At 74.5% G+C, this 14,181-nt stretch carries 11 protein-coding genes and 1 pseudogene; 7 read left to right on the top strand and 5 right to left on the bottom strand.

Going from position 1 to position 14,181, the window contains the following annotated elements:
- Positions 1-2 precede the first annotated feature (2 nt).
- Positions 3-848 (bottom strand): LLM class F420-dependent oxidoreductase, encoded by an 846-nt coding sequence (locus ACGFT1_RS22095; RefSeq protein ID WP_373910647.1) that lies wholly within the window; start codon positions 846-848, stop codon positions 3-5.
- Positions 849-1,229: 381 nt separating this feature from the next.
- Between ACGFT1_RS22095 and ACGFT1_RS22100 the strand changes: the two genes are divergently transcribed.
- The 3 genes from ACGFT1_RS22100 (at position 1,230) to ACGFT1_RS22110 (ending at position 5,266) form a co-directional block, all read left to right on the top strand.
- Positions 1,230-1,640 carry a nitroreductase/quinone reductase family protein gene (locus ACGFT1_RS22100; RefSeq protein WP_373910648.1) on the top strand — a complete coding sequence of 137 codons (411 nt, stop codon included), beginning with the start codon at positions 1,230-1,232 and terminating at the stop codon, positions 1,638-1,640.
- Positions 1,641-1,826: 186 nt separating this feature from the next.
- Positions 1,827-4,796, top strand: coding sequence for a BTAD domain-containing putative transcriptional regulator (locus ACGFT1_RS22105; RefSeq protein WP_373910649.1), 2,970 nt, complete (start codon positions 1,827-1,829; stop codon positions 4,794-4,796).
- Between the two features lie 269 nt (positions 4,797-5,065).
- Positions 5,066-5,266 (top strand): hypothetical protein, encoded by a 201-nt coding sequence (locus ACGFT1_RS22110; protein WP_373910650.1) that lies wholly within the window; start codon positions 5,066-5,068, stop codon positions 5,264-5,266.
- Between the two features lie 179 nt (positions 5,267-5,445).
- Here ACGFT1_RS22110 and ACGFT1_RS22115 read toward each other — a convergent pair whose 3' ends face one another.
- Both ACGFT1_RS22115 and ACGFT1_RS22120 read right to left on the bottom strand, forming a co-directional pair.
- Positions 5,446-7,797 carry a PQQ-binding-like beta-propeller repeat protein gene (locus ACGFT1_RS22115; protein ID WP_373910652.1) on the bottom strand — a complete coding sequence of 784 codons (2,352 nt, stop codon included), beginning with the start codon at positions 7,795-7,797 and terminating at the stop codon, positions 5,446-5,448.
- Between the two features lie 169 nt (positions 7,798-7,966).
- Positions 7,967-8,698, bottom strand: a complete 732-nt coding sequence (locus ACGFT1_RS22120) for a VOC family protein (protein ID WP_373910653.1) — start codon at positions 8,696-8,698, stop codon at positions 7,967-7,969.
- Positions 8,699-8,832: 134 nt separating this feature from the next.
- Here ACGFT1_RS22120 and ACGFT1_RS22125 point away from each other — a divergent pair, with 134 nt between their 5' ends.
- Positions 8,833-9,465 carry a TetR family transcriptional regulator gene (locus ACGFT1_RS22125; protein WP_373910757.1) on the top strand — a complete coding sequence of 211 codons (633 nt, stop codon included), beginning with the start codon at positions 8,833-8,835 and terminating at the stop codon, positions 9,463-9,465.
- Positions 9,466-9,540: 75 nt separating this feature from the next.
- Here the strand turns inward: ACGFT1_RS22125 and ACGFT1_RS22130 are convergent, their stop codons facing one another.
- Positions 9,541-9,993 (bottom strand): Lrp/AsnC family transcriptional regulator, encoded by a 453-nt coding sequence (locus ACGFT1_RS22130; RefSeq protein WP_360083516.1) that lies wholly within the window; start codon positions 9,991-9,993, stop codon positions 9,541-9,543.
- A gap of 82 nt (positions 9,994-10,075) precedes the next feature.
- Between ACGFT1_RS22130 and ACGFT1_RS22135 the strand changes: the two genes are divergently transcribed.
- From ACGFT1_RS22135 to ACGFT1_RS22145, 3 genes and pseudogenes are all read left to right on the top strand, one after another.
- Positions 10,076-10,693, top strand: a complete 618-nt coding sequence (locus tag ACGFT1_RS22135; RefSeq protein ID WP_373910654.1) for a LysE family translocator — start codon at positions 10,076-10,078, stop codon at positions 10,691-10,693.
- Positions 10,694-10,772: 79 nt separating this feature from the next.
- Positions 10,773-11,441, top strand: a complete 669-nt coding sequence (locus tag ACGFT1_RS22140; RefSeq protein ID WP_373910655.1) for a pyridoxal 5'-phosphate synthase — start codon at positions 10,773-10,775, stop codon at positions 11,439-11,441.
- A gap of 147 nt (positions 11,442-11,588) precedes the next feature.
- Positions 11,589-12,775: pseudogene (locus ACGFT1_RS22145) on the top strand (flavin-containing monooxygenase).
- A gap of 15 nt (positions 12,776-12,790) precedes the next feature.
- Here ACGFT1_RS22145 and ACGFT1_RS22150 read toward each other — a convergent pair.
- The gene (locus ACGFT1_RS22150; protein ID WP_373910656.1) at positions 12,791-14,146 is read right to left on the bottom strand and encodes an MFS transporter; all 1,356 of its coding nucleotides are present in this window, start codon (positions 14,144-14,146) and stop codon (positions 12,791-12,793) included.
- Positions 14,147-14,181: the final 35 nt, after the last annotated feature.

A 14,181-nucleotide genomic window follows, 5' to 3' on the forward strand; every position in this document is an offset into this window, starting at 1 on the left:
GACTACAGCAGCGGCGCGTACTCGTCGAGCGCGCGGAGCACCTCCGCCTCCCCGGCGGGCGGCAGCTGGACCACGACCTCCTCGACGCCCAGCTCGGCGTAGTGGGCGAGCTTGCCGGGGGTGGGCCGGACGGCGTACGGGACGATCTGCAGGGCGGCCGGGTCGCGGCCCGCGTCCGCCCACACCGAGCGCAGGACGGGCAGCGCCTCGGTGAGCCCGCGCCCGCCGATCGGCAGCCAGCCGTCGGCGAACTCGGCGATGTGCGCGAACAGCTTGGGCCCCGCGGCCCCGCCGACCAGCGTGCGGGGACCGGTGACCGGTCCCCGCGGCTCCTGGACGGGCTTGGGGTGGGCGAGGCTGGCCCGCACAGCCGCGAGCTCCCCCTCGTACGCCGTGGGTTCCGGCGTCCACAGCGCGCGCATCACCGCCATCCGCTCCCGGACCAGCTCGCGCCGGGTCGCCCAGCGCACCCCGTGGTCGGCGGCCTCCTCCACGTTCCAGCCGTAGCCGAGGCCGAGGGTGAACCGGCCGCCGGACAGGTGGTCCAGGGTGGCGATCTGCTTGGCGAGGCCGATCGGGTCGTGCTGGGCGACCAGGGTGATGCCGGTGCCGAGGCCGAGGCGGTCGGTGACGGCGGCGGCCTGGCCGAGGGCGACGAACGGGTCGAGGGTACGGCCGTACTCGCGCGGCAGCTCACCGCCGGCGGGGTACGGGCTGGTGCGCTCCACGGGGATGTGGGTGTGCTCCGGGAGATACAGGCCGGCGAAGCCGCGGGCCTCGAGTTCACGGGCGAGGCGGGTGGGGGCGACGGTCTCGTCGGTGAGGAAGACCGTGACGGAGATACGCATGGGGCATCTGTACCGGGCGCCGGCCCATCTGTCCATACCGACTGGTCGGAATCGGGCAGTGGAGGGGCGCCGGTCCCTCCTTGCGCGTCGTACCGGCCGGCCCCGGGGCGCGCCGGTCCTTTCCGCCGTCCCGCTTCCCCAGGACGCGGACCGGCGGCGGGGCGCGCCGGCGCTGCCACCCCCGGCGGCTCTCGCCCGGGACGCGGGCCGGAGCGGGCCGGTCCCGCTCCCCGGGCGCCCCCGTTGCGTCCGCCCGGGCCGCGGGGGACGCTGGCAGGCGTGCGCCGCGCGACCGTCGGCGCGTGACACGCCCCGCACGGGGCCGGGCCGGCGTTCCCGCGGCGCGGCCCGTGCCCGCCCGGAGCAGGAGAACCGTCGGACATGTCAGGCCGCGCCGATCTCAAGCACCGCGTCGTGACCCGTTTTCAGCGGTACGTCGCCAATCCACTGAACCGGCGCCTGCCGTTCCAGACCCTGCTGGAGACCACCGGCCGCACGTCCGGCCTGCCCCGGCCGACCCCGGTGGGCGGACGCCGGATCGGCGACTCCTTCTGGCTGGTCTCGGAGTTCGGCCGCAGGTCGCAGTACGTGCGCAACATCGAGGCCGACCCCCGCGTCCGCGTCCGCGTCGCCGGCCGCTGGCACCACGGCACCGCCCATCTCCTGCCCGGCGACGACGCCGTGGCCCGGCTGCGCTCCCTGCCGCGCCTCAACAGCACGGCGGTACGGGCGTTGGGCACGGACCTGCTGACGATCCGGGTGGACCTGACGGACCGGCCCGAGGCCCCATAGCCCCTACCAGCGCGCCTCTTGACGCTGTGTCAGTGGTGACCTCCGGGCGGACCGGATGCGGAGACCGTGTGAGGGCCTTGTGGACCGGAACCCGTCACCTGTGATCGGCGTCTCCCCCGGCTGACGCAACCCCCCGGAACAAGGCAAACTGACGGGGTTGTTCGCGACGCCGAGGGGGACGAACGCATGGACGGTCGGCCGCGAGTACCCGAGCAGCGGCGCGCCGGCTCCGTGAGGACCGCGGAGGCGGCCCCGCTGCGCTTCGGCGTGCTCGGCCCGGTACGGGCCTGGCGCGGCGAGGAGGCGCTCAGCACGGGCTCCCCCCAGCAGCGCGCCCTGCTGGCCGCACTGCTGCTGCGCGCGGGCCGTACGGCCACGGCGGCGGAACTGATCGATGCCCTCTGGGGGTCCGAGCCGCCGTCCCAGGCGCTGGCGGCGGTCCGCACCTACGCGTCCCGGCTGCGCAAGAGCCTGGATCCCGACGTACTGGTCAGCGAGTCCGGCGGCTACGCCGTCCGCGGGCTGGGCGAGGGCGCCCTGGACGCGACGGTCGCGCAGGACCTGGCGACGGAGGCCGAGAAGGCCCGCGGCGCCGGAGACCTCTCCCACGCCCGCACCCTGCTGAACAGGGCGCTGGCGCTCTGGGACGGCGAACCGCTCGCGGGCGTCCCCGGCCCGTACGCCGAGGCCCAGCGGGCCCGGCTGGAGGAATGGCGCCTCGGCCTGCTGGAGGCGCGCCTGGACATGGACCTGGAACAGGGCTGCCACGCCGAGGCCGTCTCGGAACTGACCGCCCTGACCGCCGCGCACCCACTGCGCGAACGCCTGCGCGAGCTGCTGATGCTGGCCCTGTACCGCAGCGGCCGGCAGGCGGAGGCCCTCGCCGTGTACGCCGACACCCGCCGCCTGCTGGCCGAGGAACTCGGCGTGGATCCCCGCCCCGGCCTGCGGGAACTCCAGCAGCGCATCCTCCGGGCGGACCCGGCCCTCGCCGAGCCCTCGGCGCCCGTCGCGGAGCCCGCCGCGATGTCCGTCCGCCCCGCCCAGCTCCCGGCGTCCGTGCCCGACTTCACCGGCCGGGACGCGTTCGTGTCGGAGCTCAGCGAGGTGCTGTCCTCCGCGTCCGAGGCGGAGGGCCGGGTGATGGCGGTGTCGGCGCTGGCCGGCATCGGCGGTGTCGGCAAGACGACCCTGGCGGTCCACGTGGCCCACCGGGCCCGCACCGCCTTCCCCGACGGCCAGCTGTACGTGGACCTCCAGGGCGCGGGCCACCGCCCCGCCGAACCGGAGACCGTCCTCGGCTCCTTCCTGCGCGCCCTCGGCACCGCCGAGTCGGCGATCCCCGACTCCCTGGCCGAACGGGCGGCCCTGTACCGCTCGGTCCTGGACGGCCGCCGGGTCCTGGTCCTGCTGGACAACGCCAAGGACGCGGCCCAGGTACGGCCCCTGCTGCCCGGCACGGAGGGCTGCGCCGCCCTGGTCACCTCCCGGGTCCGCATGCTCGACCTCGCCGGGGCCCACCTGATCGACCTGGACGTGATGTCTCCCGACGAGGCGCTGTGCCTGTTCACGCGGATCGTCGGCGAGGAAAGGGTCGCCGCGGAACGCGAGGCCGCCCTGGACGTCGTCGCCGCCTGCGGCTTCCTGCCCCTGGCGATCCGCATCGCCGCCTCCCGGCTGGCGGCCCGCCGCACCTGGACGGTGTCCGTCCTGGCGGCCAAGCTCGCCGACGGACGCCGCCGCCTCGACGAACTCCAGGCCGGCGACCTCGCCGTGAAGGCCACCTTCGAACTGGGCTACGGCCAGCTGGAACCCGCCCAGGCCCGGGCCTTCCGCCTGCTGGGCCTGGCCGACGGCCCCGACCTCTCCCTGGCGGCGGCGGCAGCGGTCCTGGACCTCCCGGCGGACGACACCGAGGATCTCCTGGAGTCCCTGGTGGACACGTCCCTGCTGGAGTCGGCGGCGCCGGGCCGCTACCGCTTCCACGACCTGGTCCGGCTCTACGCCCGCTCCTGCGCGGAGCGCGACGAACAGCCGCCGAGCGAACGGGAGGCGGCGCTGTCCCGGCTGCTGGACTTCTACCTGGCGACGGCGGGCGACGCCTATCTGATCGAACGGCCCGGTGACCGCCTCGTGGACCATCTGGAGCGCGCCGAGCACGCCGGGCTGCGGTTCCCGGACCGGCGGGCGGCCCGGGACTGGCTGTACTCCGAGGCCGTGTCCCTCCTCGCCTGCGTACGGCAGTCCGCCGGACCGGGGACGCTGCGCCGTGCGGTCGACGCCCTGTGGGCCGCGGTGGACCTGGCCGAGTCGGGTGCCAACTCCAAGGAGTACGAGGCGGTCGCGGAGCTGCTGCGGGACGCCGCGCGAAGCACCGGCGACCGCCGGAGCGAGGGACGGGCCCTCACCACGCTGGCGTTCGTGCACCACATCTCCGGGAGCCGGTTCGACGTGGCACTGGAGGAAGCGGAACGGGCGACCGGGCTGGCGCGGGAGGCCGCTGATCCGCTCACCGGCTGCTGGGCGGCCAACATCAGCGGCGTCATCGCGCTGTACCAGAGCCGGCACAAGGTGGGCGAAGAGCACTTCGAGCGCGCCATCGACAACTTCCGTGCGCTGCGGGACCGCCCGGGTGAGGCCAGCGCGCTGTGCAACCTGTCCCGCATACACCTGGCCACCGGGCGGACGGACAGCGCGGTGGCACTCGCACGGCAGGGCACCGCCATGTACGACGACATGGAGCATGCGCTCAAGGGCGCCAACGGCCGCTACGCGCTGGGACTGGCGCTCACCCACAGCGGGCGGTTGGCCGACGCCACCGACTGCCTCCAGCGGGCCCTGCAGGTGTTCCGGGACAGCAGGCAACGGCTGTGGGAGGGCATGACGCTCTTCCGTCTCGCCGAGCTCGACCTCGCCGGGGGCCGCCCCGCCCAGGCCGCGGTGAACGCGGAGTCGGCGCTGACCGTACTCCGGGACATCGGCGGGGAGTGGCGGTGCGGCAACGTCCTGACGGTGCTGGGCCAGGCCCTGAACGGCATCGGCCAGCTGGACCGGGCCCAGGTCTGCTGGAGCGAGGCCCTCGGCATCTTCGAGGCACTGGGCACCGCGGAGGCGGACCGGGTCAGGACCCTGCTCAAGCCGATGACGGCGGTGTGAGGGACGGCCGACGGCGGCGTGGGGGACGGCCGCGCACGCCCCGCGACGCGGGCCGGGCCCGGGATCCGGAGAGAGACGTTCATCATTCGTTTATCGCTGTCCGGCACTGTCGTTCCTGCCGAGCCGTCGCATGGGGGGGCCGGCGGTACGGCACGCGGCCGGCCCTCTAGGGTGAACCGGCCCAGCGGGATCCACCCGACAGCACTCGGGGGAGATGCCGGGCGGATCCCGCCTATTCATCGCACAGCACTGCCAGGGGAGCCAGCGAGATGAGCGACCAGACCAGCACGGACAACGTCCACGCGACGGGGGAGCCCACCGGCGTCGCCACCACCGACAACGTGCACGCCACCAGCGAGCCCGTCACCATCAAGAACGTCCACGCCACCGTCGAACCGCTGAAGCTGTCCGGCGAGTCCACCGGCACCGCCACGACGGACAACGTCCACGCCACCGACGAGACGGTCTGACCGGCCTCTCATCCGACGGGGGAATCGGCCGCGGCGGCGCGGAGGGGGAGCCGTCGCGGCCGAGGCATGTCCGGGAACAGCCCGCACCTGGCGGGTGCCGGACGCCGGGGGTAGCGTCGGCCGTGGACGGCCGCCGTCCGGAACCCTTCCGTGCACACCGGTGCGACGGCCGTCGCGCGCTACGCGGTCCGCGCGGTCCCCGTGCCCTTCTCCGCGTCCAGCGCGTACACGCACCGGTCCTTGCTGCACGCGTACACCACCCCGTCCCGCACGACCGGTGAGCCGGTGATCTCGCCGCCCGTGGCGAGCTTCCAGCGCAGCCGGCCGTCGTCGGCCTTGAGGGTGTACAGCAGGTGGTCGGTGGAACCGAAGTGGATGCGGCCCTCCGCCACGGCGGGCGCGCCCACGACGTCACCGCCCGCCTGGAACCGCCACTTGGGCGTGCCGGTGACCGCGTCCAGGGTGTACAGGCCCTTTCCGCTGCCGACGTGCACGTGCCCGGCGGCCACCAGGACGGGTTCCACCGAGGAGCGGCCCTCCGTCGCGATGCGCCAGCGGTCGCGGCCGTCGGCGGCGTCGAGGGCGTAGACCGTGCCCAGGTAGTCGGCGAGGTAGACGCCGCCGCCGGTGACGGCCGGGCCCGGGGCGTACGTGGGCGGGCACAGGAAGACCGCGGGGGCCTCGAAGTGCCAGCGGACCATGCCGCTCGCCGCCTCGACGGCGAGGACCCGGGTGCCGGCGGAGAGGTAGACGCAGCCGTCGGGGGCCGGGGCGAGACGGACGGGGACACCGCCGCAGGAGGCGGCGTCGCCGATGGGGTACGACCAGCGTTCCTCGCCGGTGCGGGCCTCCAGGGCGCGCAGCCGGGCGTCCTGCCACACGTAGACCGTGCCGTCGTGGACGACCGGGCCCGCCTCGGGGGACTCGAAGTCGGTCTGGCAGCCGGTGATCTCCCACAGCTTCCGGCCGTTGGACGCGTCCCAGGCCTGCGCGCCGCCGCCCCGGGTCCCGGTGACGACGGTGCCGCCGTCGGCGTTCAGGGAGTACACCCAGGCGTCCGTGGACAGCCGCCACAGGTCGGTGCCCTCGCGCGCGTCCAGGGCGAACAGGGTGGGGCCGTCGGAGGCGTGGACACGGCCGTCCGCCACCGCCATGCACCAGGCCACGTCCCGGGTCTTGAACCGGCGCCGGCCCGTGGCCACGTCCAGGGCATGCACCTCGAAGGAGGTGACGTAGACCAGGTCGCCGTCGACCGACGGGGTGCCCCAGACGTCGTTGGACATGCGGAAACGCCAGGGGCGCCAGCCGCCCGGCGTCTCCGGGGGCGCCGGCGGCACGGGCGGTACGGCGGGGTCGGCGCCGGCCACGCCGGGACGGGGCCGGGACCAGCCGGCCACCAGTCCGGCCTCGGGCGGGGGCGCCTTGACGGCGGCGGCGCGGGCGTCGGCGACCCGGGGGCCGGGGCCGATGGGCACCTTGGCGCCGGCCAGGTGGACGGGGCCGGTGTCGGGGGCGCCGGCCGGGGTGTGCACGGGCGCCGGGACCGGGGGGTCGTAGGGGGGCGGCGGGGGGATGGCCGGCCGGCCGCCGCCGCGGGGGCCGCCGGTGGTGACCGGGACGGCCTTGACGGCCGTACGGCCGCCGCGGCGGGTCTCGATGAGCGCGACCGCCTTCTCCGGCAGCCAGGCGGAGGCGGTGCCGCTGTCGTCGGAGCCGGAGCCGAACAAGTGCGGGGCCAGCTGCGCCTGGAGGTCGGCCGGGCTGGGGCGGCCGGTGGCCTCCATCTCCATGCAGGCGTCGATGAGCGGACGCAGTTCGTCCGGGAGGCCGGTGAGGTCGGGGCCTTCGCGGAGCAGCATGAAGACGGTCTCGACCGGGTTGGCGCCGTGGAAGGGCGGGTGGCCGGTGGCCGCGAAGACGAGGGTGGAGCCGAGCGAGAAGACGTCGCTGGCGCCGGTGACGCTGCGGGAGTCCTTGGCCTGCTCCGGGGACATGTAGGCGGGGGTGCCGACGGCGACGTTCGTCATCGTCAGCCGGGTGTTGGAGACACCGGAGGCGATACCGAAGTCGATCACCCGGGGGCCGTCCTCGACGACGAGGACGTTGGACGGCTTGAGGTCGCGGTGGACCAGGCCCGCCCCGTGGATGGACTGGAGGGCCTCGGCGACGCCGGCCGCGAGCCAGCGCACGGCCTGCGCCGGGAGCGGCCCGCACTCGTTCACTATCTCTTCCAGCGAGGGCGCGGGCACGTAGGCGGTGGCCAGCCAGGGCACGGCGGCACGCGGGTCGGCGTCGACCACGGCCGCGGTGTAGAAGCCGGAGACCGCGCGGGCCGCCTCGACCTCGCGGGTGAAGCGGACGCGGAAGAGCTGGTCCTCGGCCAGCTCGGTGCGCACCGTCTTGATCGCCACGCGCCGGCCGGACGCCGAGCGCGCGAGATAGACCAGCCCCATGCCGCCGGCCCCCAGCCGGCCCAGCACCTCGAACGGCCCGATCCGCCGCGGATCGTGCTGCGTCAGCTGATCCACCACTTGCCTGCCACCTCCCCGTACGAGCCGCGCCATCCACATATGTACGCGACCGAAGTGCAGCGTCTCACCACCGCACCGCCATGGCGGCACGCACCCTGATTCTTCCTGGCCGGGCGGCTGGTTGCGAACCCGGTCAGATATCGGGGTGTCTCACACCAAAGCGGACGCGTCAGCGCTCCAGCAGCGCGAACGACGCCCCCTGATTGTCGGTGACGACGGCCACGCGCCCGTACGACGTCTCGAAGGGTGGCGCCTGCACCCGTCCGCCGAGCCGTCCCACGGTCCCGAGGGCGTCCGCCAGCTCCGCCACCCGGAAGTGGGTGAGGAAGTGCGGGGGCATCTCGGCGGCGAACACCTCGGTGACCTCCGCACGCCCGAAATCGGGTTCGCCGCCGCCGAACAGCGCGTCGTGGAAGAGGCCGCCGTAGAAGGCGTTGGCAGCGGCGGTGTCCCGGGTGTACAGCTCGGCCCAGACGAAGGTGCCGGGCTCGTGCCGCCGGTCGAAGCCGCGGTGGGTGCCGGGCTGCCACAGCCCGAACACCGCGCCCTCGGGGTCGGCGGCCAGGGCGGCGGTCCCGAGGTCGCCCACCGGGAAGGGGGCCATGACCACCTGCCCGCCGGCCGCCGTGATCCGCCGGCCGAGGGCCTTTGCGTCCGAGGTGGCGAAGGAGACGGTCCAGACGGTGGGCATGCGGCCGTCGGACTTCGGGGCCAGGGAGGCGACGAGTCCGCCGTCCAGCCGCGCCCACACGCCGGAGCCGTGCGCCTCCTCGAAGGTCCACCCGAAGAGCCCGCCGTAGAACCGCTTGCCCGCCGCCACGTCGGGCAGCTGGGCGTCCACCCAGCAGGGGACGCCCTCCCCGTACACCTCTTCGTTCGTGGATGCCCTGTTTTCGGCCATGCGGTCAAAGTAACCGGACCGCGCGCACCGCGCAGACCAGGCACACCTTCCCCGATCCCCCCGCGCACCCCATTTGCAGTCGGCCGAATAGCGCTCCCATCACCCCTCGGTAAGCTGACGACATGACAGGACAAGTGCGTACCGTCGACGGCCGCGTGGCCGGCCGGCGTGGGCAGGCGACCCGGCAGAAGCTGCTCGACTGCCTCAGCGAGATGCTCAGCTCCTCCCCCTACCGGGACGTCAAGGTCATCGATGTCGCCCGGAAGGCGGGGACGTCGCCCGCGACCTTCTACCAGTACTTCCCGGATGTCGAGGGCGCCGTCCTGGAGGTCGCCGAGCAGATGGCGGCCGAGAGCACGGGACTGACCGAGCTGCTCGAGGGACGCACCTGGGCCGGCCGGTCGGGCTGGCAGACCGCCCAGGAACTCGTGGACGGCTTCCTGGACTTCTGGCGCCGCAACGACGCGATCCTGCGGGTGATCGACCTCGGCGCGGCCGAGGGGGACAAACGATTCTCCAAGATCCGCACGAGGATCCTGAACTCGGTGAACACCTCCCTCGCCGGCTCCATCGCCGAACTCCAGTCCAAGGGCCGGGTCGACAAGGACGTCAGCCCGGCGGCGGTGGCCGGTGCGCTGGTCGCCATGCTCGCGGCGGTGGCGGGCCACCAGAAGGGCCCCTCCTCGGGCGTGAAGGCGGCCGAACTCAAGCCCGCCCTGGCACTGTTGGTACACCTGGGCGTGACCGGCCGGAAGCCGACCAAGTAGCGCCACTCCCTTTTTCCCGTGCACGTCCTGTCCGGCAGGCGGTGGACCACCCGAGGTGGACCACCGCCTGTTCCGTCATGCCGGCAACGGCCGGTCCCGCACCACGTGTTTCATCACCAGCGTCGACGTCAGCCGCTGCACCCCCGGCAGGGTCGCCAGCCGCTCGTCGTACAGCCGCTGGAAGGCGGCCAGGTCGGCGGTGGCGACCCGGAGCAGATAGTCCGGCTCCCCGAAGAGCCGCTGGGCGTCCAGCACATGCTCCAGCTCACCGACCGCCCGCTCGAACCCGGCGACCGTGTCCCGGTCCTCCTGCCGCATGGACACGAAGACCAGCGCCTCGAAGTTCAGCCCGAGCGCCGCCGCGTCCACCACCGCGCGGTAGCCCTGGATGGCGCCGGACCGCTCCAGCTCCCGCAGCCGCCGGTGGCAGGGCGAGACGCTCAGCCGCACCCGGGCCGCCAGCTCGGTCACGGTCAGCCGCCCGTCCTGTTGCAGCTCCGCAAGGATTTTTCGGTCCACGTCGTCCATGAAGAAAATATTTGCTCAGACCGCGCGATCATGAGCAAACTTCGGGAACACTTTCGGGCCATTCGCGCCTAATGTCCCCGGCATGGACTCGGGACTGCTCTTCTCCTTCCTCGTGGTGGACCTGCTGCTGGTGTGCGTACCGGGCGCCGACTGGGCGTACGTCATCGCGGGCGCCCTGCGCGGCAGCCCGGTCCCCCGCGCGGTGGCGGGCCTGGTCTGCGGATACGCCCTGCACACGACCCTGGCGGCGGCCGGCCTGGCGGTACTGGTGGCCGGCTCCCCCCGGCTGCTGACGGCGCTGACCGTGGCCGGCGCCGGCTATCTGCTGTGGCTGGGCTGGGGCGTCCTGCGCCGCCCGGCGGTCCCCGGTGCCGCCGGCACTCCCCCGCCCGCCGGCCGGCCGTTCCTGCGCGGCGCGGCGATCAGCGGCCTCAACCCCAAGGGCTTGCTGCTCTACCTCTCGGTCCTCCCCCAGTTCCTCACGCTGCGGGGCGCTCACCTCCCCGTCCCCGCGCAGACGGCGGCACTCGGGCTGCTCCACATGGCGTGCTGCGCGGCCGTCTATCTCACCGTCGGCGTCCTCGCCCGCACCCTGCTCGCCGCCCGCCCGGCGGCGGCGCGCGCGGTGACCCGCACCTCCGGAGCGGCGATGCTGGGCATCGGCGCTCTGCTGCTGGTGGAACGGCTCGCGACGCTCTAGGGTCCCCGCGCCACGGGGTGCCCCGGGGGCGGTGGTGCCGTGCGGGAGTGAGACCGCGCCCACCGGTGATACTCGCCCCATGGCACAAAAGGATCTCCACACACTCCTCCGCTCGCTGCGCGTCTGGGACCCCGCGGTGACGGAGCTGCGGCCCTTCGATCCGGACACGGCCCCTCCCACCCCGCTGACCCTGTTCACGGACTGGTTCGCGGAGGCGGTGGCGGCGGGGCAGCCGGAGCCGCACACCATGACGCTGGCGACCGCGGACGAGGAGGGCCGGCCGGATGCGCGGATCGTGATGCTGCACGGCGCCGACGCGGACGGCTGGTCCTTCGCCACGCACGCCACGAGCCGCAAGGGCCGCGACCTGAGCGTCCGGCCGTACGCCGCCCTCACCTTCTACTGGCCGGTGCTCGGACGGCAGGTGCGGCTGCGGGGGCCGGTGGCGGCGGCGCCGTCGCCGGAGAGCCAGGCCGATCTGCACGCGCGCTCCACGGGCGCGCTGGCCGCCGCGCTGACCGGGCGGCAGAGCGAGGAACTGTCCTCGGCGGCCGAGCTGCGGGAGGCCTCCGAGGCGGCGTGGGAGAGGGCGCGGGAGAACCCGGACGAGCCGTCGCCGACCTGGACGCTGTACCGGGTCCGCCCGGAGACGGTGGAGTTCTTCCAGGGGGACGCGCGACGGCAGCACGTCCGGCTGGAGTACCGCAGCACGGGGTTCGGCTGGAGCAGGGGCCTGCTGTGGCCGTGAGGGCGCCGGCCGCGCGCTGAAGGACGGGTGCGCCGGGGCGTGCGGGCGGCTGCGGGCACGCTGCGGACCGGGTCCCGTGATCAAGTCGCAACCGATTCCGGTCTTGACCGAGACCCATCAATCTGGTGGGTGGTTACGCTCCCGCTCATGGCCGCCTCCCGCCCCTCCCCCGTCCCCCTCTCGCCGACCCCCGCCGACCGCCCGGTCTACGTCATCGGCGCGGGTCCGGGCGGCCTGGCCGCCGCCCACGCGCTGCGGGCACGGGGCGTACGGGCCGTGGTGCTGGAGAAGTCCGACCAGGTGGGCGCCTCCTGGCGCCGGCACTACGACCGGCTGCGGCTGCACACCACCCGGCGGCTGTCCGCGCTGCCCGGCCTCGCCGTCCCCCGCCGGTTCGGGCGCTGGGTGGCCCGGGACAACGTGGTGCGCTACCTGGAGAAGTACGCCGAACACCACCGGCTGGAGATCGTCACCGGGGTGGAGGTGCACCGCGTCGAGCGGACCGGGGACGGCACCGGGTGGCTGCTGCACGCCTCCGGCGGCCGGGAGCTGACCGGCAGCGCGGTGGTCGTCGCCACCGGTTACAACCACACCCCGCGGGTCCCCGACTGGCCCGGCCGCGAGACGTACACCGGGGAGTTCCTGCACGCGGGCGACTACCGCACCGCCGGGCCGTACACCGGCCGGGACGTACTCGTCGTCGGCATCGGCAACACCGGCGCGGAGATCGCCGTCGACCTGGTGGAGGGCGGAGCCGCGCGGGTGCGGCTGGCGGTGCGCACGGCGCCGCACATCCTGCGCCGGTCGACCCTCGGCTGGGCCGCTCAGTACACGGGCGTACTGGTCCGGCGGCTGCCGGTGCGGCTCGTGGACCTGCTCGCCGGGCCGGTGACCCGGCTCAGTACCCCGGACCTGTCCGCGCACGGGCTGCCGCGCCCCGGCACCGGCCTGTACAGCAGGGTGCGGCAGGGCGCGATCCCGGTCCAGGACGTCGGCCTGACCGACGCCGTGCGCCGGGGCAAGGTGGAGATCGTCGCCGCCGTCGAGGCGTTCGACGACGGGAAGGTGTCCTCGCCGACGGCAGCCGGATCACCACCGACGCGGTGATCGCGGCAACGGGGTACGTCCGGGCGCTGGAGGGGCTCGTCGGGCACCTCGGTGTGCTGGACGAACGCGGGCGGCCGGTGGTGCACGGCGGCCGCACGCCCGCGCAGGCGCCCGGCCTGTACTTCACCGGCTTCACCAACCCGATCAGCGGGATGCTGCGGGAGCTGGCGATCGACGCGCGCCGGATCGCACGGGCCGTCGCCAAGAGCCTCTCCGCCCCGCGGTGACCCCGCCGGGCGCCCTCACGCGGCGACCGTGCGGGCGCCCGGGGTGCGGCGGATGACCAGGGACATGAGGGCCGCCGCCGCGCACAGGGTGCCGGAGGCGTACCAGACCAGGTCGTAGGAGCCGAGGACGTCATGGGCGAGGCCGCCCAGGTAGGCGACGAGGGCCGCGCCGATCTGGTGGGAGGCGAGGACCCAGCCGAAGACGATGGCGCTGTCCTCGCCGAACCGCTCGCGGCACAGGGCCAGGGTGGGCGGGACGGTGGCCACCCAGTCCAGGCCGTAGAAGACGATGAAGAAGAGCATCGGCGGGTGCACGGCGGGCCCCAGCAGCATCGGCAGGAACAGCAGCGACAGGCCGCGCAGGGCGTAGTAGACGGCGAGCAGGCGGCGCGGTTCGAAGCGGTCGGTGAACCAGCCGGAGGCGATCGTGCCGACGACGTCGAACACTCCGATCACCGCGAGCAGCGAGGCCGCCGTCGTCACGGGCATCCCGTGGTCGTGCTCGGCGGGCACGAAGTGGGTCTGGATCAGCCCGTTGGTGGAGGCTCCGCAGATCGCGAAGGTGCCGGCGAGCAGCCAGAAGGTGCCCGTCCGGACGGCGGCGGACAGGACGGCGAGCGTGCGGCGGGCGGCACCGGTGACGGGCGGCGGCTTCGGCACGAACTCCCGCGCCCCGTACGGTGCCGCGCCCACGTCGGCCGGGTGGTCGCGCAGCAGCAGCCAGACGAAGGGCACCACCGCGAGCGCGGCCAGGGCGACGGTCACCGCGGCGGGACGCCAGTGGTGCCGCTCGACGATCCGCGACAGCAGCGGCAGGAAGACCAGCTGTCCGGAGGCGGAGGCCGCGGTGAGGATGCCGCTGACCAGGCCGCGCCGCTCGGTGAACCAGCGGTTGGTCACGGTCGCGGCGAAGGCCAGCGCCATGGAGCCGGTGCCGAGGCCGACCAGCAGTCCCCAGCACAGCCACAGTTGCCAGGCCGCCGTCATCCACACCGTCAGCCCGGAGCCGGCCGCGATCACGAGGAGCGCGAGGGCGACCACGCGCCGGATGCCGAAGCGGTCCATGAGCGCGGCGGCGAACGGCGCGGTGAGGCCGTACAGCGCGAGATTGAGGGAGACGGCAGCGCCGATCGTGCCGCGCGACCAGCCGAACTCCTGGTTCAGCGGGTCGATGAGCAGGCCGGGCAGGGAGCGGAAGGCCGCCGCGCCGATGATCGTGACGAAAGTGACCGCGGCGACGAACCAGGCGCGGTGCACGCGGTGGTGCCGGGTGGGCGGGGCCTGGACGGGGGCGGGGACGGCGTCCGGGGCGGGGACGGCGTCCGGGGCGGGGACGGCGTCCGGGGCGGGGGCTGGGCTTGTCCGAGTCACGTCACCCAGCCTGGGGTTCCCGCGCGCGGGCGACG

The sequence above is a fragment of the Streptomyces sp. Y20 genome (assembly GCF_043195475.1).
Classification (GTDB): domain Bacteria; phylum Actinomycetota; class Actinomycetes; order Streptomycetales; family Streptomycetaceae; genus Streptomyces.